Source organism: Sneathiella sp. D3-11, assembly GCF_055809395.1.
Window position 1 is genome coordinate 1,390,001 of the sequence record NZ_CM147911.1, and the last position, 21,881, is coordinate 1,411,881.

Consider the following 21,881-nt stretch of genomic DNA (forward strand, 5'->3'; position numbering starts at 1 on the left):
CGTCATCAACGCCATAACATTATCAATTGTTTCGGAAGGGCTGGTCGTCACAAGGTCGGATGTCATCAGATCGCTTGCCAGTAGTTTGAGGCAGCCATCACCGCTTTCTGAGAGTCCCCGAACAATATCCCGCTCGGACAGCACACCGCACAGTTTACCGGAACCATCCACCACCAGAACGGCGCCAATGCGTTTTTCCCCCAGAATATTTGATACCGCCGCGATACTGTCAGAGGGCGAAGTCGTAATAACATTGCCCCCCTTCACTTTCAGAATACCTGCCACATTCATAGGAATCCTCCTTCTGGGAAGCCGAAAAGGCCACCGCCACAAATATACTTCCGGGAATTCTAATTTACCAGAAGGACCTCATAAACACAAATATTACAGTAGAAAATAAACACTTACAGCATCGCAAAGGGGCTATCATCTTCATCATTCCCTCTCTCATCCCGCGACGGTGGAGCAATGACGATTGTCACCTCACCCTTGATTTTCTGATCGAAGAACTGTTCTGCCAGATCAGCCAATTGGCCACGGTGTATATTTTCAAATTTCTTGGTGAGCTCTATACAGACGGCCGCCGAACGGTCCCCCAACACTTCATGGGCAATCTTCAATATCTTACCAACCCGAAAGGGAGATTCGAAAAATACGATGGCAGTCGGGGCCTCGGCAAAGGCGCCGAATAACTTCCGCTGACGCCCCGGGCGGCGCGGCAGGAAACCGAGAAAAGAAAAAGCCGGAGCCGGAAGTCCGGAAACGTTAAGCGCAGTAATGACAGCGCTTGGGCCCGGCAAGGCGATAACCTCATATCCCGCCTCAATAACGGCGGCGGCTGCACGCTGCCCAGGGTCGCTAACACCAGGCGCCCCGGCATCAGATGTCAGACCGACGGACTTGCCATCCCGAAGAAGCGAGAGAATACGGCCAACCGCCCGATCTTCATTATGGGCATGACAGGCGAAGATAATCGGGGGCTGGTGAGCGCATGTCGCTCGTATATTTTCCGGGTATGGCGAGTATCCTCGCACGCCAGCGCATCAACCGATTGAAGGATACGCAAGGCACGCAGCGAGATATCCTCAAGATTTCCTATCGGAGTAGGGATGAGGTAAAGGGTCGGCGCGTTCTCTGCAGTTTCTGTCATAACGATGGACTAACCATATTCTGTTGATCGGCGCAATGACCCGCGCTCGAATTGTTTTTTATATGACAGAGAAAATCTGATCGCGCAGCCATTTGCTTAACGCTGTTTGATCCGTGGAAATATGCCAATAGAGCTGCAGTTCCAGGTTTGGCGCCTCAAAAGGTAATGGAAAAACCTGACAATTATACATCCGGGTTAGCTGCAGCGGAGCAGTTAGCGCAAGATCAGTCTGTTCAATCATATGAAATGCGGACTGATAATGTTGAAGACGCACAGCGATACGTCGGGAAACCCCGACTTTCCCCAGCTCGATATCGACAAGCCCCCCGCCGCGTGGACGTGAGGAAACAAGGATATGTGTCAAATCCAGATAGTCTTCGAGGGTCAATTCCGGCTTGTCTGCGAGCGGGTGATGTCGGCCGACGACACACACCTGCCGATCGCTCATTAATTTGTCATTGATGAGTTGGGTGTTTGCAATCAACGGAATATCAACTGCAAAATCAATCTCCCCCAGAGATAGCCGCCGTGGAATCGAGCGCCGGGGAACGTTAACCACCTGAATTGTCATAAGGGGAGCAAGTTGGCGCAGCTTTTCAACGAGCCGGGGCAGCAAAATCGTTTCCCCGATGTCACCAATTGCCAGACGGGTCACCTTATCACTCGTTTGCGGATCAAATTCCTCCTCAGCGCTAATACCAGACTGCAAGAGACGAAGCGCCTGACGAACTGGTCCAATCATTTTCTGGGCCATCGGTGTCGGGTTCATCCGCTTGCCCGCATGAATAAAAAGCGAATCCTCCAATCGGTCGCGCAGGCGCGCCAACGCGTTACTGACTGCGGGTTGCGTTACATTCAAGTGACGCGCCGCAAGCGTCAAGTTGCCATGCGTATAGATCGCCTCGAACGTCAGGAAGAGATTAAGGTCGATATGACTAAGTTTCATCCTTCTACTATAACATATGTGAATATAAATTTATCATAGAAATAAATTTCAATGATTTCTCTATCAATACTATCTTGCCCAAGAAACCTACCGTACTCAAGAAGGATCAGAGAAATGGATTTTAGCTTTACCGACAAAGTCGAGGATCTTGCGAGCCGTGTCGAAGGCTTTATGAATGCGCATGTCTATGACGCGGAGAAAGAATACCACGACTATATTGAGTCATCCGCCAATCGCTGGACTATTCCTCCGGTGATGGAGGAACTGAAGAAGAAGGCGAAAGCAGAAGGGCTGTGGAACCTCTTCCTTGCAGAATTTGAAGATTATGGCGCGGGTCTGAAAAACCTTGAGTACGCACCACTATCCGAAATCATGGGCCGGTCGATGATCGGGTCAGAGGCTTTTAATTGCAGCGCCCCCGATACTGGTAACATGGAAGTGCTTGCTCGTTATGGCACACAGGCCCAACGCGATGAGTGGCTGGTCCCACTCCTAAACGGGGAAATTCGCTCAGCCTTCGCTATGACAGAGCCTGCCGTGGCATCTTCAGATGCGACAAATGTCCAGTGCACGATAGACAGGCAAGGCGACGAATATGTCATCAATGGGCGTAAATGGTGGACATCCGGCGCGCCCGACCCACGCTGTAAAATCATGATTGTTATGGGAAAAACTGACGTAAATGCACCACGACATCAGCAGCAGTCACAGATTCTTGTCCCCGTAAATACCAAAGGCGTCACGATTGTTCGCCCCCTTAAAGTATTTGGATCGGACGACGCACCCCATGGCCATGCCGAGGTATTGTTCGAAAATGTTCGAGTGCCCGCCTCAAATATTATTGGTGGCGAAGGCGAAGGTTTTGCAATTGCACAGGGTCGCCTAGGTCCGGGCCGCATCCATCACTGCATGCGTTTAATTGGCTGCGCCCAGCGCGCCTTGGAATTGATGTGCGTTCGGGCGGAAAGCCGTGTTGCGTTTGGCAAAAAACTGAGTGATCAGGGCTCCGTGCGTGAAGATATCGCGAAATCAATTTGCGATATTGAGCAGGCGCGCTTGCTTACCCTGAAGGTTGCCGCCCGTATGGACGAGGTGTCCTATAAGGAAGCACGCGACCTGATCGCGATGATCAAAATCATCGCACCGACCATGGCGCAAACGGTTATCGACCGGGCTATTCAGGTGCACGGCGCCATGGGTCTCAGTCAGGACACCTTCCTAGCCGAAGCTTTTGCCTACGCCCGGACCGTCAGGCTCGCAGACGGACCGGATCAGGTGCATATGTCCTCTCTCGGCAAGCAGATAGTGGCGCGTTATGCCTCTTAAAGGACAAGAAACACCTGAACGGACGGAGGGCTACGCCAAGCCCTCCGCCTTTTTGCCTCTTCTACCGTTCGTGCAAACCTACGGTGTGAAAATACTGAAGGAAACACCGGGGCAGATTGCGATTGAGGCACCGTTTCAGGAAGCTTTATCCACACCGCCCGACCTCTTTCCGGCGTCATTCGTCGGTACGATCGGTGACATCGCCGCCGTCAGCGCCTGCACGTCCCTGCTGCCTGCTGGATGGGCATGTGCCACACTCGATTTTACAGTAAAGATGACCGGTCCGGCACGAGGAGAAAAATTAATTGCCCGTGGTCGCGTCCTGCAGAACGGGCGGACCCTCTCTGTTGGTGCGGCGGATATCTATTCTGTCTCTAAAGGCGAAGAGAAGCTCTGTGGCTCAGTTCTCGCGTCAACGCGGAACTTCAAGGTTTAGCTGAGATCAGGCCTTTGGACGGCGGCGTACCAGATAGCGCTGCTCCCCTTCCAGTACCAGCTCTTTGCGCTGATTGTGAATAGTTGAGCGCACTGTAACCACGCCGGTTGACCTTTGCTCCTTAAGCTCCGTGATAACAAGCTCCGGATAGACGGTATCGCCATAATATACCGGCCCTAAGAATTTTGATGACTGGTCAATAAAGGCAACGAGCGATTCACCAATTACATGCGGGAATATTCCGGCACCGGAGGCAGTTTGTATCAACACCTGAAACCCATGTGCCAGCAACTCCGGATGCCCCTGAGTTTTGCAATATTCAACATCATAATGAATCGGGTGATTATCACCGGAGGCCGCCTGAAAGGCAGAGAAATTTGCATCACGCAATGTCCGCGATGGAATGTAGAACCTTTGGCCGACGGTCAAGTCTTCGAAATAGCTTGCTTCGGCAAATTTGTGGTTTTCTGGGTTAAATTGATCTTCGGACATTCCTCGCCTCACTTGTTTATCAAGTCTTGTTCGTTATGGCATTTGTTTAACACTGCCGCTGCGCTATAGTTAAGGGACATATCATGGCAACGCAAGGAGCTATTCATGAAAGGCGACACGTCAATTATCAAGCATCTTAACGTCATTCTAAAGAATGAATTGACGGCCATTAATCAATATTTCCTGCATGCTCGCATGCTTGAAGACTGGGGCCTTAAAGAATTAGGCGAGAAAGAATATGAAGAATCCGTCGATGAGATGAAGCATGCAGACAAGCTCATCAAACGGGTGCTCTTCTTAGAAGGTCTTCCAAACCTGCAGGATCTCGGCAAGTTGATGATTGGCGAAGACGTCGGGGAAATCATCGAATGCGACCTTAAAATGGAGCATGTCGCTCACGTCGATTTAAAAGCGGCCATCAAAGATTGCGAAAGCAAGCAGGACTACGTATCCCGCGATTTGCTGGTCGATATCCTTGAATCTGAAGAGGAGCATATTGATTGGCTGGAAACCCAGCTTGGCCTAATTGAGAAGATGGGACTTCAAAACTACGTTCAGTCACAAGTTTCCTAAATTAGCCCCTTAGTAGCAAATTCCCGCCCTATAAACTTCCCTTGCCATTGACAATTAGTCGCACAGCGCTTAATTTATTAGGAATGATTGTCATTTTTAATATTAAACAAGTTGAAGAATGTATATTTGCCTTTGTAATGGATTGACTGATAGAGACATTAAAAGCGCCGTCGCCTCAGGTGCGCAACGCATCGCAAATGTCTATGAAACACTGGGAGCAGCACCACAATGTGCAAAATGCACATCTAATATCCGGGATATCATCCGGGAAACAACCGGTAGCAGCGCGCCAATCACCGTTCGGCGCTGATCCGGCGACATCACCCTGTAATCTTAAATATGCTGGAAATTTGAAGAAATTACCCCCACCCGTTAGGGTGAGGGAAAATTCAGTCTAAATGGCCTTATTATTGATTTCAGCCTTGGCCTGGGCATACTGTTCTTTTAAGCGATCAACATATTCTTCAACACTTGGCACATCGCTTACGCTGCCAATTCCCTGCCCGGAACCCCATATGTCTTTCCAGGCTTTCGATTTACCCGTACTACCGCTGCCGAAATTCATCCGGCTTTTATCGGCACCCGGCAAATTCTCCGGATCAAGCCCCGCTTTTTCCACACTGGGGCGCAAATAGTTACCGTGAACGCCGGTAAAGGTGTTCGTATAGAGAATATCCTCGCCTGTGCTTTCAACGATCATATTTTTGTAGTCGTCTACCGCGTTGGCTTCTTTGGTAGCGATAAATGCACTCCCCATATAGGCGAGATCCGCGCCCATTGCCTGGGCTGCAAGGATTGATCGGCCATTCGCAATGGCCCCGGAAAGAGCAATCGGCCCATCAAAGAACTGCCGCACTTCGGAGACAAGCGCGAACGGACTTAACCGCCCCGCATGCCCGCCAGCGCCCGCGCAAACCAGAATTAAACCATCGACGCCTGCTTCCAATGCCTTTTGGGCATGGCGGATGGTAGTCACGTCATGCAGGATAATTCCGCCGTAAGAATGTATCGCCTCAACAATTTCATTCGGGGCCCGAAGGCTCGTGATGATAATCGGCACTTCATGCTTAACGCAGAGTGCAACATCTTCCTCCAAACGAGTATTTGACGCATGTACAATCTGATTGACAGCAAAGGGGGCGACCTTCTTGTCAGGATTCGCCGCCGCATAGTCAGCAAGTTCTGACTTGATCTGAAAGAGCCATTCGTCAAGCTGAGAAATCGGCCTTGCATTAAGAGCAGGAAAAGATCCGACGATGCCCTGCTTGCACTGAGCAATTACCAGTTCAGGCCCGGATACAATAAACATTGGTGATGCAATAACTGGGAGAGAAAGACGCCCTTCCAGAACGGTCGGCATTGTCATTTACGAGATGACTCCTGATACTGGGATAAATATAGCCAAGCCTGGATCTTACGCCCAGTTACTTGGCTATGGATGGTTGAGCTAAGTCTGGATCTTGCGCCCAGTTACCCGACCTTTTAATTATTTAGCCAAGCCTGAATCTTTTCGCTCAGTTACCCGGCTTGGGCATTTTCTTAGCAGGCTTTTTCAAAGATGACAAATTGTCATTATTGACAAAATTTCATTTTTTTATTTCGCACCTGCAGCATTATTGCGAAAAATCATTGAAAAACATAATATTATTACCTTTGGGTGCTCATTAAAAAAATTCAGAGATATCGGCATTAGATCAGATTTGGGCTCAAAACAATGTGATCTCACCCCGATTCACAAAACATGATTCTCTTTATTGCTTATAATTTCCATCAAACCAGACCCAATATGCCCGGCTATTATTTCCTACAGAGCGGGAAAATTTGACCGCTTACCTATATCGCATCACTCCTGTCCGTCTCTCAAAGGAACGAAAAAGCGAAGAAATACAGACTTTTTACCTTTCCCTTGATACTGGCACAAAGGCTGCATACTCGATGAGTAGATAAATTTTTATGGAGACTATTCGTGCTGCAAGCTGAAATGAACACACAATCTGTTGCAAACAGATTCGAAAAACGTGGGGCCTTTCGCGTATCAAACCCGGTCCTCAGCGTAGAAATTGAGGGCATTCGGTTTTCGACAGAGAACTGGTCTCTTGACGGAATGCTGCTAAACGGTATCGCAGACCATGTTATACTTGATCAAACTGTCGAAGGAATTATCGGGCCCGTTGGCTCCCCAGAAATGTGCCGATTTGGCGGACGCATCGTGCGAATTGATGAAGATGAGATGACAACGGCGGTGGAACTCGATGAAAAAAGCGCTGATGTCGCGGCATTGCTACCCCTTTGGGTTTTGAAATACGGCACCCGTTGATCCATTTCGGAAGGCCCGGACTTGACAATGCCAAAGCGCGGTCTCTAAGGTCTATGTGAATTGCCGGACTATGCTGGCATTCCTTGATTATCCTGATGGGAGAGACCGGACTTACCGGCGCCGAAGGAGCAACCGCCCCGGAAACTCTCAGGCACATGTACCGTCAGGAAAGAGGGCTCTGGAGAGTATGCTGAGGCCATGGCTAACGCATCACCGAAGAGGTAAGTCGGCGATATGTCGACGTAATCTTTCAGGTAACCGGACAGAGGGGGCATCTATTGAACGCATTGGTGAATTTTTCACCAGAGTGAGAAAAGGTGCCTGTAAATGACAAAACCATCCAAACCCGGCCTTGGCAACGTTACGCCAGTTGTACCATCAAAGCCAACTGCACCGCCTAACCCAACGTCTCAGTTGGATATCAACATCAGCGTAACCGATCTTTATACAATCGGTATTGGCCCATCAAGCTCCCATACCGTGGGGCCCATGCGGGCGGCAAAGCGTTTCGTCGATCGTCTAGCGTCAGAGGATTTACTTGATTCGACCGATCGTCTGCTGGTCGAGCTTTATGGCTCGCTTGCTCTCACTGGCGCCGGTCATGCGACGGACATTGCTATTCTTCTTGGACTAAGTGGGGAACGCCCTTCCTCCGTTGATCCGGAGAAAGTACAACCGCTTATCGACAAAATACGGACAAGCGGGGAAATTTCACTAAACGGACATCGTATAATTCCCTTTTTTGAGGACCAAAGTCTCCTTTTCCTGAAAGATCAACTCCTTCCTGAACATTCTAACGGCATGCGGTTCTATGCCTATGATGCAAAGGGTGCGCAGCTTTTCTGCCGGGACTATTTCTCCGTGGGAGGCGGATATGTTGTCTCTCACAACGAAGGGGACAGGGCAGAAACGAAGGGTCATAACATTGTGCTACCCTATCCTTTCACCTCCGCAGACGAACTTCTCGATATGGGCAAGGAAAGCGGCCTCACCATTGCTGAGATGATGCTTGCCAATGAAAGCAGTTGGCGAAGTGAGGAAGAAACCTTCGCCTTCCTTGATGATGTCAATGAAGCCATGATCAACTGCATCAAGAGGGGCTGCGAGGGAGAGGGTATCCTGCCGGGCGGCCTTAAGGTAAAGCGCCGGGCAAACGCGTTGTATCAAGACTTAATGGAAAATCCGGAGCGCGCCTCCCGCGATCCACTGACCGTTCTTGACTGGGTTAATCTCTACGCCCTCGCCGTCAATGAGGAGAACGCCGCCGGTGGGCGAGTGGTGACGGCTCCCACAAATGGTGCGGCCGGGGTAATTCCCGCGGTACTTAAATATTACCAACGCTTCTGCCCCGGCGTCACAAAGGAGGGGACGCGCAATTTCCTGCTCACCGCAGCAGCAATTGGCGCAATCTATAAAAAACGCGCATCAATCTCCGCCGCAGAAATGGGGTGTCAGGGGGAAGTGGGGGTCGCCTGTTCCATGGCTGCAGGTGCCCTTACCGCCGTTCTGGGAGGCACGAACGAACAGGTGGAAAATGCCGCTGAGATCGGCATGGAGCATAATCTTGGTTTGACCTGCGATCCGATCGGCGGATTAGTGCAGATCCCCTGCATCGAACGCAATACCATGGGCGCGATGAAGGCGATTAATGCCTGCCGCCTCGCGCTGTCCGGTGACGGCACGCATGTGGTATCTCTTGATGAGGTGATCGAGACGATGCGCCAGACCGGCGTCGATATGCTCAGCAAATATAAGGAAACCTCGCAAGGTGGCCTTGCCGTTAACGTCGTGGAGTGCTAGCTGCTCAATCTTCGCGCGTCAGTATCTTCTGGATATGAAGCGGGAGAGCAAAAGCCGCAAGATGGACTTCCGGTGTATAATAGTCCGTCGTGATCCCGGCCTCGACAAAGCGTGCGACAAGGCGGGAGAGACTCACTTTTCGATGATCCGGCTCATCCGTCGCCCAGCCGTAGGCCATCACTCCACCGACATAACTCGGGATCGCGGCGAGATAAAAACTGACATCCTTGAACAAACTACCGAGACGGTCATAGCTCGTTTTTAGTTCTTCTTCCTGAACGAAAGGCACGCCGTTTTGCGTAATTATAATACCACCGTTCGCAAGACGGGCCTTGCAGTCCGCATAGAATTCCTGTGTATAGAGGACTTCCCCGGGTCCATGCGGATCAGTGCTGTCGATAATAATTACATCCCATTTCTCATCGGTCTCTCGCACAAACTTGCATCCATCGGCGATGATCAGATCAAGCCGGGGGTCGTCAAAGGCGCCACCCGAGATCGACGGCATGTATTTCTTGCTAAGCTCGACAACGGTCCGGTCGATATCCACCATGGTCACGGCGATATTTCTATGCTTCATGAGTTGCCGCGCCGCGCCGCCGTCGCCGCCGCCGATAATCAGGGCGCGACTAACCTTGCCATGGGCCAGAACCGGCACATGAACGAACATCTCATGGTAGATAAACTCATCTTTTTCGGTTGTCTGCACGGCGCCGTCGAGAGACATAACGCGTCCAAACTGGCTATTCTCAAAAATCATGAGGTCCTGCAGCTCAGTCTTCTCGCGATAGACAACCTTTTCCACATTAAGCGCTAGATTGACACCCGAATGCAGCCCCTCATCAAAGAGTTCCATCAACTGACAATCCCCCGCTTGATTTCATTAAGCTGGACAGTTTCGGGTTTAAACGCTTCCCGCAGGATCGGGATAGCCTTGTAAGGATCGGTCTTGCCACACATGAAGATATCGAGTGCCATAAACCCGCGCTCCGGCCAACTATGAAAGCTGATATGGCTTTCGGCAAGCACCGCAACTCCGGAAAGACCATCGGGCTCAAACGCATGAATATGAAAATGCAGCAAGGTCGCCCCCGCTGCATCAATCGCATGGCGGAGCGTTTCTTCGATCAACAAGGGATCGTTGAAGCCCTCCCCTTCCCAAAGATCGACGATCAGATGAGTCCCTGCGAAGGTCAACCCATCCTTATGAACGAAATAATCGAGACGATCTTCTTCCGCCGCCGCAGGTGAAATTGCCATTTTCTCATCCTTGAGCATTCTTCCCGTGAATGCTCCTTGAGTGCCTTACCATAAAAGGTGCCGCGTTATCGCCGAGTCGGCCTGCAAGTGCAAGAGAAAAGTAGTTACTTCGCTTGTGTTTCAGACACAAGTCGACGCAAGATGGAGCGGATGGAACGCACGCTATCAACAGGTCGCCAAAATGCTAAAAAAAATGTCGAACTATTCAGTTTTAAGTATAGCGTTTATTCCCGAATAGTCAGGATTGTTATGCTGGAAAAGGGAATCGCGCTTGAAACGCATGAGATTAACCCCTTCGCCGAAGATGCATCGGCCAATTATATCGACATCCATCCCTTCAATCGCGTGCCGGCCATCCGACATGGTGATTTTACTCTTTATGAAACAGGCGCAATAACTCAGTACCTGGATGAAGCATTTGAAGGGCCATCCTTACAGCCCGAGACAGTAGTGAAACGCGCCAGAATGCGTCAGGTCATCTCCATCGTCGATAGCTATGGATACTGGCCGCTCGTCCGTAAAGTCTTTTCCGAGAGGGTCTTTAATCGCGCTTTCAGAGAGACGACAAACGAGGCTGTTGTAAGCGAAGGATTGGAAGAAAGTGCCCCTGTACTTGCTATCCTTGAAAACCTAGCGAGCGATAGTGGATATATCGCAGCCACCTCTTACTCTCTCGCCGATGCACATCTGGTACCGATGATCGATTATTTTCTGATGGCACCTGAGGGTACGAATATGTTCCAGAGCTATCCAAAGCTTGTAAGATGGTGGAATTGCGTGAAAGAGCGACCGAGCACTATTGCAACACGACCTTTTTTGACATCGGAAAAACCTTAGGAGCAATCCACGCAGCCAGTTTATGCATGAGTTAAAGGTAGGTTAGGATTAATCAAAAGAAAAATTTATGGATAGGAAGCCAAAATGCGCCTAATCAAGCCGACCGATTTTGAAGGTAAAAATGCATGGGATGCCCTTGGTATTGAGAAGATATCGAACGCCACCGTTCGTCTTCATTGGACGGATCAACCCTATATTTGGCATGTGAATGACGGACCGGAGGTATTCGTTCTGTTGGATGGTAAAGTCGATATGCATATACGTGAGGCTGGGCAAGAAAAGGTTCTGACGCTATCCCCCGGTGATATTTTCCATGCTGAAGCCGGCGATGAGCATAAGGCTGTTCCGCGAACGCCTGCGCGCATTTTGGTAGTTGAGACTGAAGGTAGTATTTAACCCCAGAACCAAAATTTCACTTACTGCAAATGCACATATTCATAGTCAACCGGCATGTTATTGATGCCACGATCAGGGGCCGCGATCCAGCCAGCCATCTTGCCGGGCTCGGTCACCTGCTGCATCAGGCTGTGAATGTAGACGCGATCATTTTCGGAAGGGAGAAACTCATCATGACGACGGTCAAACTCGTCCGCTGAAATAAAGTCCCCTTTCGGGTCGGTAACCACATCCGCCCAGAATCCTATTTTTCGGCGAAACCGGCTTGACGGCAATTCAATAGCGAAATCAAATCCCGCTTTCTTAATCAGGCGATTCCAACGCGTTATCCCGACCATGCAGTCCTTGATATAAGCCGTGCGCACCTGATCGTTAATGGCACTACGAACCGTAATCTCTTCCGTTTGCACACCACCGGCGTCATCAGGCTTTTCTATCTGTAAGGAGGTTTCCCGCTCCACATGATCCTTGAAAACCCTTTCATCAGGGCGCCCCTTGATACCATTCGCAAAGCTAATCGCCGCATTAGATGAAACTTCCGCACCGAACAAATCCATGCAGGACGAGAACCAGAAATTTACAAAACGCTGCAGGGTCGGCAGATCGATGACCCCTGCTTTGCGCAAGGTTGCCGGGTCGTCCGTCTTGAGTTCCGTCATGACCTCTAAGGTGCGCTTGATTATCCGAGTGATGCCAGTTTCACCAACATACATATGATGCGCTTCCTCCGTCAGCATGAACTGACAGGTGCGCGCGAGCGGATCGAAGGAGGATTCGGCCAGGCATTTCAGCTGATATTTCCCGTCACGATCCGTGAAGTAAGTAAACATAAAGAAGGAAAGCCATTCACTGATCGGCTCGTTAAAGGTGCCGAGAATGCGTGGATTATCTTCGCTGCCAGAATGGCGCATCAGCAGATCTTCCGCTTCCTCCCGGCCATCGCGACCAAAATAAGCATGCAGTAGATACACCATCGCCCAGAGATGCCGCCCCTCCTCCACATTAACTTGAAACAAATTGCGCAAATCAAAGAGTGACGGGCATGTCTGACCGAGAAGGCGTTGCTGCTCAACCGACGCCGGTTCGGTATCGCCCTGAGTCACGATCAGACGGCGAAGGATTGAGCGATACTCCCCTGGCACCTGTTGCCATACCGGTTTGCCGAAGTCGTCGCCAAAGCCGATAGTCCGATCCTTTTCTCGATCCGCAAGGAAAATACCCCAACGATAATCCGGCATCTTCACTGCACCGAACGTCGCCCAACCTTTCGCGTCAACAGACGTTGCCGTGCGAAGATAGACATCACTCGTCTGGAACCCTTCCGGCCCCAAGGTCTGCCACCAATCGAGGAAACGCGGTTGCCAATGCTCAAGTGCCCGTTGCAAACGGCGGTCATTGCCAAGATCGACATTATTCGGGATGAGTTCCTGATAATTGATCGCCATCCTACACTCTCCTTTTGTCAAATTCTGCTTTGGTACCGCTGCCAAATAATTTAAGCGCACCTTTTTCACCAACGGCATTGGGTCGATTGAATATCCAGTTTTGCCAAGCAGATAGGCGCCCGAAAATCTTCGTGGCCGCTGTCTCGGTTCCGCCGAAGCGCAAGTTCGCCTCAAGACCGGTGAGAGCATCAGGTGACAAGCTGGAACGTTCTTCTATCAGCAGCCGGATTTCATCCTCCCAATCAATGTCATCGGGAATGAAAGTGACAAGGCCCCTTTCCTCCGCCTCTATCGCATTGATCTCTATACCGGTTTGCTGCTTCAGGATATTGAGGGCCGCTTCATCTTCATAAAACCGTCGGGCGAGTCGTGTAATTCCATTCACGGCTTCGTAAGCGCCGAAATTCATCTCGCTTAAGGCAATATATGGCGGATTGCCGTCTTCTTCAGCAATATCCAGCATATAAGTACGATCTGCCGCGAGCGCGAGTTCGTAAAGAGTGCCCGCGAAGCAAGAATCTTCTTCAATGAGAGCGAAGAGACTGCGGGAGGACACATCGAGGCGCGCCAAGGTCCGGCGTAGCATGCCAATCACTTCCCGAACAAACCAGTCGTCCTGATTCTCTGAGAGAATGGCATCGGTCTTTAATACGGCGTCGATTTGCCCGCGCGTTTTAAGAAGGAAGGTACCGACCTCCTCATTATTCGCGCGCAGCATCAATATAGCGTCGTCCAGCTCACGCGCCATAGCAAGTGGCCACCAGCTGGCACCCGCCGCATGAATATCTGTAACTGTTTCCGGCAGTTTGGAATCAGGAGACGTGATTGTAATTGTCGCGGCCCCGGCCTCTGCATCCAGCGTGGCATCGACATAACGATAATGATAACCGCCCTCATCTATCCGGCGATCAAGCGCCGTCAGTTCAATTCCTTCTGCATGCTCCGGACGAGAACTATTTGTGGCCAATTCCTTCGCGCGCGCCATTACCTTCTCATCAAAGTTATTTCGCGGCACGACCTCATCGACCAGCCGCCATTCTTTCGCTCGCCGTCCGCGCACCCCGTCAGGGTTGGTGCAAAACACATCGGCAAGATCATGGCGAACTTTGCGCTTATCCGTGAGGCGAGTAAGGCCGCCTGTCCCCGGGAGCACCCCAAGAAGTGGCACTTCCGGCAGGCTCACTGCGCTGGAGCGGTCGTCAATCAGGAATATTTCATCACAGGCTAGCGCCAGTTCATATCCCCCGCCAGCAGTCGTGCCATTACAGGCAGCCAGAAACTTTATGCCTGAAAAACGGCTCGAATCTTCAATGCTATTGCGGGTCTCATTCGTGAATTTGCAGAAGTTCACTTTCCAGCCATGGGATGAAGTGCCCAACATGTAGATATTGGCGCCGGCACAAAACATCTTCTCCAGCCCACTTGTAACGACAACGGTGCGGACTGTTGGATATTCAAAACGGATCCTCTGCAACGCGTCGTTCAGCTCAATATCCACTCCAAGGTCATAAGAATTGAGCTTAAGCTGATATCCCGGAACCAGCCCGCCATCCTCATCAACTGCCAATGTCAGGGTGGCAATGTCATCATCAACAGAAAGCTGCCAATGGCGGTAATCATTGGGATGTCTGTCAAAGGTGATCATGGGGTTGCCATCCAAGGTTGCCTATGGAAAAATAATACACTACATGCACTAAAGTGCATGTCAAGCAATTTGCCGTACATTAACCCGCCAGAAGGCCCGTCGTCACACGCTCCAGATCGAGAATACTTTCTGAAACCTCTTTGTCGGCAGTATCGCAACTTGCGTCCGCACGTCGGTAGAGCGGCTCCCTTGCCGCAAGAATCTGCTTAAGATCGGCCATTGCCTCGCGGCTGTTCGCCATGGGGCGCATATCCCCTTGGGCAACGACCCTCGCCATATGTTCTTCCGGACGCGCCTGAAGCCAGATGACGTGGGTTCTGCTTAACAGAAGAGAGAGGGTCTGCTCATCGACGACAATGCTGCCACCCGTCGCGATCACAACATTATCCTGCCGGGTAACAATATCCGTCAGGCAACGCCGCTCCCACCTGCGAAAGGAAGGTTGACCTGCCAGCGCGAAAATTTCGTCAAGGCTTGCCCCAAATTCCTTTTCAACAACCTTGTTTAACTCGATATACCGAAAACCAAGTCTTTCTGCTAGAAGCGGGCCAAGGGTTGATTTTCCGGCGCCACGAAGACCGATCAGAGATATGCGCTGGCCCTTTGCAGCTTCTTCCGATTTGACCAGATGCTGTTGGGCTACCGCAATGACAGCTGCAATCTGCTCCGACGGCAATCGTCTTGCAAGCCTGTGAAGCTCGCGCATTTCCGAGCTGGACTCCTCACCAACTGAGACCAGATCAACAAGAGACGTATCCATGGCCTCGGCAATCTGCCTCAGTACAAGCATGGACGCATTCCCCTCGCCTGTCTCCAACTTGGCAAGGTAGCGCTCCGACACACCGGAATCGCGCGCTAGAATTTTGCGAGTCATGCCCCGCTGCGCCCTCAAGGCACGAACATTAGCGCCAAGCGCAGAAAGAAAATCATCCGCCTGATTATCTTCTCTTTGTTCGGCGCCGAAATTGGCCTTACTCATGTCACAACTCGCTGCTGAAGGAACATTATCCGCTGGACAAAATGCATTATATTTCCTATTCCGTCTTTTGAGTAGTTTTTTTGGAGAGACGTAACATTGGCCGAGCAGATAAAAATTCTTGTCAGCACCATGACCGGAACAGCTGAGCTTGTCGCCGAAGAAATAGCAGACGCCCTTTCAGCCAAGGGAGAAGATGCGGAAATCCTGATGATGGATGATCTGAACGCTGATATTCTGAACAGCACCACCGCCTATATCATCTGCACATCGACATACGGACAAGGGGATATCCCGGACAATGGGCAAGCCTTCGTCGATAATCTCTCCGTTGCGGCACCGGATCTATCTGGTATCAAGTACGGCGTCTTCGCCCTTGGCGACCTAACCTATAATCAGACTTTCTGTAACGCCGGAAATCTATTTGACGCAGCCTTCAAGAAATATGGCGCAGTGCTTGTCGGAGAAATCATGCGACATGACGCCTCCTCTGGAGAACTGCCAGAGGATCAGGCGGGAGAGTGGGCAGAGAACTGGCTTGAGCTTCTTAAGGCCGCATAAATAATTTTATCGGAGATGCTTGCCGTCAAGATAAGGGTAAGAATAAAATCGGGGCAACAATAGACGACAAAAGCGCATAGAAACAAAACAGGAAGCGCTTTTCATTCTGGGAGGGATGCAATGTCAAGCAATGCCGAAACGGCAGACGTTTTCAATGCGGCTGTAGATCTGATCGATCATAATCTAGCTGCCGGGCGAGCACAGAAAACTGCTGTCATTGATAAATCCGGCGCGCATAGCTATCAGGCGCTAAGTGATGGCATCAATCGCTTCGCCAACGCACTAAAAGAAATCGGCATCCAGCAGGAACAACGGATTATTCTTTGCCTAAATGATACTATTGATTTCCCGGTCTGTTTTCTTGGCGCGATCAAGGCCGGAGTGATCCCCGTCCCAATCAACACTCGCTTCACCGAAAAAGATTATCAATTTATTCTCAATGACAGCCGGGCCACCGCTTTGATTGTCTCGAGCGATTTGCTGGGCTCCTTTGAACGCCATCTCGATAGTCATCCGGCGTTGAAATCAATTATCGTGTCCGGCGAGGGCCCAAATGGATACGATAGCCTCACTGAACTAATTAACGCCCAAAGCACGGAATTCGCGGCGGCAGAAACATCACGCGATGATATGTGTTTTTGGCTCTACACCTCTGGCACGACTGGCATGCCGAAAGGCACGGTTCACCTGCATGGCAACCTCCGCGCAACGGCGGATTTATACGCAAAGGAAACCATTGGTATCCGTGAAGATGATATCATGTTCTCCGCAGCCAAGCTGTTTTTCGCTTACGGGCTGGGAAATGGACTGACCTTTCCCTTTTCTGTTGGCGCAACCGTCATCCTGTTGGAAGGCCCGCCCACACCAGACACTGTGTGCGATATTATAGAAAATCAAAAACCGACGATTTTTTACGGCGTGCCAACGCTGTTTGCCATGCTTCTGGCGAGCGGCCTTCTGCCCGCAAAGGGCAAGCATAACCTCAGGTATTGTACATCAGCCGGCGAAGCCTTGCCCGCTGATTTGCTCGCCCGTTGGCAGAAACAAATGGGCATCGATATTCTGGACGGGATTGGCAGTACCGAAATGCTGCATATCTTTCTCTCCAACCGGCCCGGAGATGTCCGCCCGGGGTCAACAGGCAAGCCAGTCACAGGATATGATATTCGTCTGACAGGGGACGATGGCCTGCCCGTTCCGCAAGGGGAAATGGGTGCGCTGGAAATTTCCGGACCGTCAAGCGCCCTTATGTACTGGAACCGTCGCGACAAAAGCTTAGAGACATTTCAAGGGCCATGGACGCGAGCGGGTGATAAATATTATCAGGATGAAGAAGGGTACTTTATTTATTGCGGGCGAACGGACGATATGCTCAAAGTGGGCGGGATTTATGTCTCGCCATTCGAAGTCGAAGCGGCCCTTATCGAGCATGAATCTGTCTTGGAGGTCGCCGTTGTGGGGAAAGCAGATTCGGATCAGTTGATTAAGCCAAGAGCAGTGATTGTCGTCAATCAAACGGACTATGATTCGGAAGCCTTGGCAGAGGAGTTAAAACAATTTGTCAAAGAACGGTTGGCAGCCTTCAAATATCCAAGGTGGATCGAGTTTGTCGATGAACTTCCCAAAACGGCAACAGGGAAAATTCAGCGGTTCAAGTTGCGCTAACTTTCCTGATCACCCATGACTGAGTGGACTGCGGCGCAAAAATGGCGCTCTGTCATATTGCTCGCCATGTGCCAGGTGATGGCGCTCTCTCTTTGGTTTTCTGCAACGGCAGTGATTCCGGTTTTAAAGGAAGAGTATGGGCTTAATGGTTTGCAAGCGTCCTTCTTCTCCAGCGCCGTTGCCATCGGTTTCGTTTGCGGCACGCTAATCAGTGCAACCCTTAGTTTAGCAGATCGTATCCCTCCCAAGACTTTTTTCGCCGCAGCCACCTTGACTGCTGCTATGGCAAACGGAGCAATCGTCCTTTTTGACCCAACTTCTCACTTTGTTATTTTCCTTCGTTTTTTAACCGGCGTCTGCATGGCGGGTATTTATCCGGTCGGCATGAAGATGGTGTCGACATGGGCAAGACGGGATACCGGACTTCTTGTTGGATTGCTGGTCGGAGCGCTGACCATCGGGAGTGCGTCTCCGCATATCCTTAATCTTTTGGACACAAGTGGGATCGACTGGCAATTGACCCTAGTTGCGAGCAGCCTTCTCGCGATATGCGCGAGCGGCCTAATAACTCTAGTATCCCTTGGCAGCAAGATGCCCAAAGCACCGCCATTTGATCCCTCTTCCGCCTTTTATGCCTGGAGGAATAAATCCCTGCGGCTAGCGAACTTCGGATATTTCGGCCATATGTGGGAACTCTATGCAATGTGGGCCTGGATCGGTCTTTTTCTGTTTGATAGCTTCCAAATTGCGGGGGTAGAGAATGGTCAATTTTATGCCAACCTTGGTACTTTTGCGACAATCGCCATTGGAGGGCTGGGTAGCCTATTCGCCGGAATAGCCGCAGATCGCATCGGCCGGACGACGGTCACCATTTTCGCAATGGCCATAAGCGGAACATGTGCCATTCTCGTCGGCTTTCTATTTGGTGGCTCCCCCACTTTATTGATGGTCGTCTGCTTGATTTGGGGCATTTCCATCGTTGCCGACTCAGCCCAATTTTCAACCTGTGTTATTGAACTCAGTCCCAAGAATATGATCGGCACGATGCTGACGATCCAGACTTCTATCGGTTTTTTAATAAGCTTGGCGACAATCCATTTGATTCCCGTCTTCATTGACCTTATTGGCTGGCAATATGCTTTCGCCACACTGGCTATCGGACCATTTCTCGGCGTAATTGCCATGGCAAAGCTTCGCCTTCAGTCAGAGGCGACCTTACTGGCGAATGGGCATCGTTAATGTAACTGCTATATACGGGGTTGATTTATCGCACTTTAAGCCAAATACTTGGATATGAATTGGCGCGAGAGAGAATAGGGGAATATGATGATCAAAGGTCTTCACCACAACGCTTACAGATGCCGAAATTCTGAAGAAACGCGTAAGTTTTATGAGGACTTCCTTGGGCTTCCACTGGCCGATGCCCTTTCCATCAGCGAATCCATGACGGGTCGAAAAACCGAGGTCCTTCATACGTTCTACCGGATGGATGATGGTTCCTTCCTTGCCTTCTTTGAAGCCCCCGATCAGGCGTTCGAGTTCAAGGACCAACATGACTATGACCTGCATATCGCGCTTGAAGTTGATATGGACAGCCTTCACAAAATGTTCGCCAAAGGCAAGGAAATGGGTATTGAAACCCGTGGCATTTCAGATCATAAATCAATCCATTCAATCTATTTTCGCGACCCCAATGGCTATGTGATCGAGCTAACGGCCAAGGTTCCGGAAAAAACCCCTGATCCTGAAACAGCCGCTGCACATGCGAATAAAATGTTGCATGAATGGAACGAAGCCCATAGTGCAGCATAAAATCCTACCGGGAAGATCCTTTTAAGGTTGTTTGCAGGGGCAGTTTAAAAATAATCTGTGCGCCTTGGACATGTTGTACCTAAGGGGGTTTTGATGCAGCGTCGCGAAATTAGATGGATCGTTCTTATTGGTTTGGCGTGCATTACGGGCCTGTCTTCGGCGGCAACCTCGGCGGGAGAAGATCGCTACATTGGGTATTACTATCCCGCCCCGGCGGAGATCGAAACTTATTGTGCCCGCGTTCCACCGCTTTCCGATATGGATAAACGCCGACGCGTCGGATTCGTTATCGGAATTAAGGAAGGAATGTCCAACAAGCCCTATGATTCGGCGTACTCAGTCTTTGTGAAGGGCGGCGAATCCAGAAAATTGATCATTGTCGCCAAGACGGACGGCCATCTGGAAACTATATACCGGGTCCGAGCATTGCTTGCTGATCTTACCAATAGCGCCCGGACAACGCCGATCTTTGAAGAAAGCGGCGCGCCGGAAAACCTGACCTTTCTGGACCTGCTAACCTTGCTAGGATTTGAATCCGTGACCGTAAGCGATGGCGACGAATTCACCCATCAGGTTGAAATGCGGCAATTGACCGAAGACGCGTGCCATACCCTGCCTATTGATTAGTAATGTTCCACTCCGGGGATGCGGCACTGGCCGCTGGTATACATCATCGTTACCGTACAATTTTCAGACAGCTGCACGGTCAGGTTTCCTTTACATTTTTCAAAGCTAACCCATCCATTCAGCTCTTCATAACCTTCTGAAGCAACCGATCCCCGACTGGAAACAACATAGGTAACACGCGCCGCGCCTAGTGCATCTATGTCCAGCTTTTCAAGCTCAGCCTCCACAACTCCGGCACAGCCGGTTTCACGCCAGTCTTCTGCCCATACCGTAATCGGCAGCAACGTAACGGCGATTGCTAAGCCTACAACAATCATATTACCTTTTTTCATTTCGGCCTGTTTCCCTCAAGAGAACTTAATATATCTACCATGTGATTTATCATGGCCTTTAACTAAAGCATTGGGCTACAATTTGACGGAAAGCAACAACCATAAAAAGGAAAAAACATGCAACCAGTAAATGTTGTCGCCATGATCACAACCAAACCCGGCAAACGAGACGAGGTTCTTACAGCCTTCAAAGCCAATGTCCCTGCTGTTCATGCGGAAAAAGGCTGCATTGAGTACAATGCCGTTATTGATATGGACGGTGTCGGCGGTTTTCAGGCGGAACTTGGGGAGAACAGCTTCGCGGTTATCGAAAAATGGGAAAGCATGGATGCGTTAATGGCCCATGCCGCCTCGGATCATATGAAAGCTTATGGTGCAAAAACTAAGGATATGTTGGAAAGCCGGACCATTCATATCCTAAAATCTGCCTAAAAATCAGATATCTTACGCCCTTTAAGACGAAGGGAGGAACGTGACATTTAGATCGACGCGTTCCTCCTCTATAAATTAAAAGCCGATATGCAATCCGCCATCGATGGACAAATGCTGACCCGTGACATAGCTCGACGCATCGGTAAGCAGGAAACAAACGCCTTTGGCGACTTCCTCCGGCGAGGCAAACCTCTCCAGCACAACTTGCGCCATATAAGTATCGCGGAACTTGTCTGACCGGATTGTTTCCGTCATTTCTGTCTCGACAACACCAAAGCAGGCACTATTCACACGAATGCCATAGCGTCCCCATTCCTTCGCTGCACTCATGGTGATACCAAGGACACCGGATTTCGCGGCTCCATAGTTGATCTGGCCAACCGTTCCCCGGCGACCCGCAACAGATGAAATATTAACGATCGCACCCGGGTTTTTATCCCCATCCTTCACTCGTTCAATCATATGTCGGCCGACGGCCTGAAGGCAATAGAACACGCCGCTGAGATTGACATCAATCACCTGCTGCCATGTCTCCACCGGCATTTTATTAATCATTGCCGCGCGGACGATACCGGCATTATTAATCAGTCCGTGAACTCCGCCGCAGGAGGCAACTGACTTTGTGACCATGTCCTGGACGAAGCCTGGATCGGCAACACTACCCACATACATTTCAGTATTATCGGACCCAAGCTTGTCCGCAACGGCCTGAAGCTTGTCTTCCTGTAGGTCGACGAGAATAGCGCGGCCGCCAAGATTGACGATCATCTCCGCCGCAGCGGCGCCCACTCCTTGCCCCGCGCCGGTGACAATAATATTACGGCCCTCTAGCGACATCGGATTATACATAGTT

26 protein-coding genes, 1 pseudogene and 2 riboswitches (1 of these 29 cut by a window edge) are annotated in these 21,881 nt (G+C 50.6%); of the genes and pseudogenes, 14 read left to right on the forward strand and 13 right to left on the reverse strand.

Going from position 1 to position 21,881, the window contains the following annotated elements:
* From AC0L73_RS07165 to AC0L73_RS07180, 4 genes and pseudogenes are all read right to left on the reverse strand, one after another.
* Positions 1-291, reverse strand: the 5' portion of a protein-coding gene (locus AC0L73_RS07165; RefSeq protein WP_227952909.1) for a CBS domain-containing protein. The gene continues 141 nt to the left of window position 1, outside the view; 291 of the gene's 432 nt are visible here — the first part of the coding sequence; its start codon is at positions 289-291; its stop codon lies off the left edge, out of view.
* Positions 292-404: 113 nt separating this feature from the next.
* Positions 405-1,034, reverse strand: coding sequence for a 16S rRNA (cytidine(1402)-2'-O)-methyltransferase (rsmI, locus tag AC0L73_RS07170; protein ID WP_473655216.1), 630 nt, complete (start codon positions 1,032-1,034; stop codon positions 405-407).
* Positions 1,035-1,048: 14 nt separating this feature from the next.
* Positions 1,049-1,150 (reverse strand): annotated as a pseudogene (locus AC0L73_RS07175) (16S rRNA (cytidine(1402)-2'-O)-methyltransferase); the annotation flags it as partial.
* Between the two features lie 58 nt (positions 1,151-1,208).
* A complete protein-coding gene (locus AC0L73_RS07180; RefSeq protein WP_227952905.1) occupies positions 1,209-2,096 on the reverse strand; it encodes a LysR family transcriptional regulator in 888 nt (295 codons plus the stop codon).
* Positions 2,097-2,210: 114 nt separating this feature from the next.
* On the opposite strand from AC0L73_RS07180, the gene AC0L73_RS07185 reads away from it, so the two are divergent.
* A complete protein-coding gene (locus AC0L73_RS07185; protein WP_473655217.1) occupies positions 2,211-3,422 on the forward strand; it encodes an acyl-CoA dehydrogenase family protein in 1,212 nt (403 codons plus the stop codon).
* Positions 3,412-3,858, forward strand: a complete 447-nt coding sequence (locus tag AC0L73_RS07190) for a PaaI family thioesterase (RefSeq protein WP_473655218.1) — start codon at positions 3,412-3,414, stop codon at positions 3,856-3,858. The genes AC0L73_RS07185 and AC0L73_RS07190 overlap by 11 nt, the downstream gene beginning before the upstream one ends.
* A 6-nt stretch (positions 3,859-3,864) precedes the next feature.
* On the opposite strand, the gene AC0L73_RS07195 is transcribed toward AC0L73_RS07190, so the two are convergent.
* Entirely contained in the window at positions 3,865-4,350 is a 486-nt protein-coding gene (locus AC0L73_RS07195) for a MaoC family dehydratase (RefSeq protein WP_227952899.1), read from the reverse strand.
* 105 nt (positions 4,351-4,455) lie between these two features.
* Between AC0L73_RS07195 and bfr the strand changes: the two genes are divergently transcribed.
* Both bfr and AC0L73_RS07205 read left to right on the forward strand, forming a co-directional pair.
* Positions 4,456-4,923 (forward strand): bacterioferritin, encoded by a 468-nt coding sequence (bfr, locus tag AC0L73_RS07200; protein ID WP_227952897.1) that lies wholly within the window; start codon positions 4,456-4,458, stop codon positions 4,921-4,923.
* Positions 4,924-5,041: 118 nt separating this feature from the next.
* Positions 5,042-5,233 carry a (2Fe-2S)-binding protein gene (locus AC0L73_RS07205; protein WP_227952895.1) on the forward strand — a complete coding sequence of 64 codons (192 nt, stop codon included), beginning with the start codon at positions 5,042-5,044 and terminating at the stop codon, positions 5,231-5,233.
* Positions 5,234-5,317: 84 nt separating this feature from the next.
* Here AC0L73_RS07205 and AC0L73_RS07210 read toward each other — a convergent pair whose 3' ends face one another.
* Positions 5,318-6,289, reverse strand: coding sequence for an NAD(P)H-dependent flavin oxidoreductase (locus AC0L73_RS07210; protein ID WP_227952893.1), 972 nt, complete (start codon positions 6,287-6,289; stop codon positions 5,318-5,320).
* Positions 6,290-6,889: 600 nt separating this feature from the next.
* Between AC0L73_RS07210 and AC0L73_RS07215 the strand changes: the two genes are divergently transcribed.
* Complete coding sequence (locus AC0L73_RS07215; protein ID WP_227952891.1) at positions 6,890-7,240, forward strand: hypothetical protein; 351 nt, start codon at positions 6,890-6,892, stop codon at positions 7,238-7,240.
* Between the two features lie 86 nt (positions 7,241-7,326).
* A riboswitch (glycine riboswitch) is annotated at positions 7,327-7,413 on the forward strand.
* A 3-nt stretch (positions 7,414-7,416) separates the two neighbouring features.
* Positions 7,417-7,508: riboswitch (glycine riboswitch) on the forward strand.
* A gap of 152 nt (positions 7,509-7,660) precedes the next feature.
* A complete protein-coding gene (locus AC0L73_RS07220) occupies positions 7,661-9,040 on the forward strand; it encodes an L-serine ammonia-lyase (protein WP_415776557.1) in 1,380 nt (459 codons plus the stop codon).
* Positions 9,041-9,044: 4 nt separating this feature from the next.
* On the opposite strand, the gene speE is transcribed toward AC0L73_RS07220, so the two are convergent.
* Positions 9,045-9,896, reverse strand: a complete 852-nt coding sequence (gene speE / locus AC0L73_RS07225; RefSeq protein WP_473655219.1) for a polyamine aminopropyltransferase — start codon at positions 9,894-9,896, stop codon at positions 9,045-9,047.
* On the reverse strand, positions 9,896-10,300 hold the full coding sequence (gene speD / locus AC0L73_RS07230) for an adenosylmethionine decarboxylase (RefSeq protein WP_227952885.1): 405 nt from the start codon (positions 10,298-10,300) through the stop codon (positions 9,896-9,898). The genes speE and speD overlap by 1 nt, the downstream gene beginning before the upstream one ends.
* 150 nt (positions 10,301-10,450) lie before the next feature.
* Between speD and AC0L73_RS07235 the strand changes: the two genes are divergently transcribed.
* Together AC0L73_RS07235 and AC0L73_RS07240 are read left to right on the forward strand one after the other, a co-directional pair.
* A complete protein-coding gene (locus AC0L73_RS07235) occupies positions 10,451-11,137 on the forward strand; it encodes a glutathione S-transferase family protein (RefSeq protein ID WP_473655220.1) in 687 nt (228 codons plus the stop codon).
* An 84-nt stretch (positions 11,138-11,221) separates the two neighbouring features.
* The gene (locus AC0L73_RS07240) at positions 11,222-11,533 is read left to right on the forward strand and encodes a cupin domain-containing protein (RefSeq protein WP_227952881.1); all 312 of its coding nucleotides are present in this window, start codon (positions 11,222-11,224) and stop codon (positions 11,531-11,533) included.
* Positions 11,534-11,553: 20 nt separating this feature from the next.
* Here AC0L73_RS07240 and boxB read toward each other — a convergent pair whose 3' ends face one another.
* From boxB to AC0L73_RS07255, 3 genes are all read right to left on the reverse strand, one after another.
* Positions 11,554-12,978, reverse strand: a complete 1,425-nt coding sequence (gene boxB, locus AC0L73_RS07245; RefSeq protein WP_227952879.1) for a benzoyl-CoA 2,3-epoxidase subunit BoxB — start codon at positions 12,976-12,978, stop codon at positions 11,554-11,556.
* 1 nt (position 12,979) lies between these two features.
* Positions 12,980-14,623, reverse strand: coding sequence for a 2,3-epoxybenzoyl-CoA dihydrolase (gene boxC, locus AC0L73_RS07250; RefSeq protein WP_227952877.1), 1,644 nt, complete (start codon positions 14,621-14,623; stop codon positions 12,980-12,982).
* A 79-nt stretch (positions 14,624-14,702) separates the two neighbouring features.
* Positions 14,703-15,602 (reverse strand): helix-turn-helix transcriptional regulator, encoded by a 900-nt coding sequence (locus AC0L73_RS07255; RefSeq protein ID WP_227952875.1) that lies wholly within the window; start codon positions 15,600-15,602, stop codon positions 14,703-14,705.
* A gap of 96 nt (positions 15,603-15,698) precedes the next feature.
* Between AC0L73_RS07255 and AC0L73_RS07260 the strand changes: the two genes are divergently transcribed.
* From AC0L73_RS07260 to AC0L73_RS07280, 5 genes are all read left to right on the forward strand, one after another.
* On the forward strand, positions 15,699-16,160 hold the full coding sequence (locus AC0L73_RS07260) for a flavodoxin domain-containing protein (RefSeq protein ID WP_227952874.1): 462 nt from the start codon (positions 15,699-15,701) through the stop codon (positions 16,158-16,160).
* 120 nt (positions 16,161-16,280) lie between these two features.
* Positions 16,281-17,825 carry a benzoate-CoA ligase family protein gene (locus AC0L73_RS07265; RefSeq protein ID WP_473655221.1) on the forward strand — a complete coding sequence of 515 codons (1,545 nt, stop codon included), beginning with the start codon at positions 16,281-16,283 and terminating at the stop codon, positions 17,823-17,825.
* A 15-nt stretch (positions 17,826-17,840) separates the two neighbouring features.
* Complete coding sequence (locus AC0L73_RS07270) at positions 17,841-19,064, forward strand: MFS transporter (RefSeq protein WP_227952872.1); 1,224 nt, start codon at positions 17,841-17,843, stop codon at positions 19,062-19,064.
* Positions 19,065-19,148: 84 nt separating this feature from the next.
* On the forward strand, positions 19,149-19,637 hold the full coding sequence (locus AC0L73_RS07275) for a VOC family protein (RefSeq protein ID WP_227952871.1): 489 nt from the start codon (positions 19,149-19,151) through the stop codon (positions 19,635-19,637).
* Between the two features lie 93 nt (positions 19,638-19,730).
* Positions 19,731-20,264, forward strand: coding sequence for a molybdopterin-guanine dinucleotide biosynthesis protein A (locus AC0L73_RS07280; RefSeq protein ID WP_473655222.1), 534 nt, complete (start codon positions 19,731-19,733; stop codon positions 20,262-20,264).
* On the opposite strand, the gene AC0L73_RS07285 is transcribed toward AC0L73_RS07280, so the two are convergent.
* A complete protein-coding gene (locus AC0L73_RS07285) occupies positions 20,261-20,596 on the reverse strand; it encodes a hypothetical protein (protein WP_227952869.1) in 336 nt (111 codons plus the stop codon). The genes AC0L73_RS07280 and AC0L73_RS07285 overlap by 4 nt on opposite strands.
* Positions 20,597-20,713: 117 nt before the next feature.
* Between AC0L73_RS07285 and AC0L73_RS07290 the strand changes: the two genes are divergently transcribed.
* Complete coding sequence (locus tag AC0L73_RS07290) at positions 20,714-21,028, forward strand: putative quinol monooxygenase (protein WP_227952868.1); 315 nt, start codon at positions 20,714-20,716, stop codon at positions 21,026-21,028.
* A gap of 75 nt (positions 21,029-21,103) precedes the next feature.
* Here the strand turns inward: AC0L73_RS07290 and AC0L73_RS07295 are convergent, their stop codons facing one another.
* A complete protein-coding gene (locus AC0L73_RS07295; protein WP_473655223.1) occupies positions 21,104-21,877 on the reverse strand; it encodes an SDR family NAD(P)-dependent oxidoreductase in 774 nt (257 codons plus the stop codon).
* Positions 21,878-21,881: the final 4 nt, after the last annotated feature.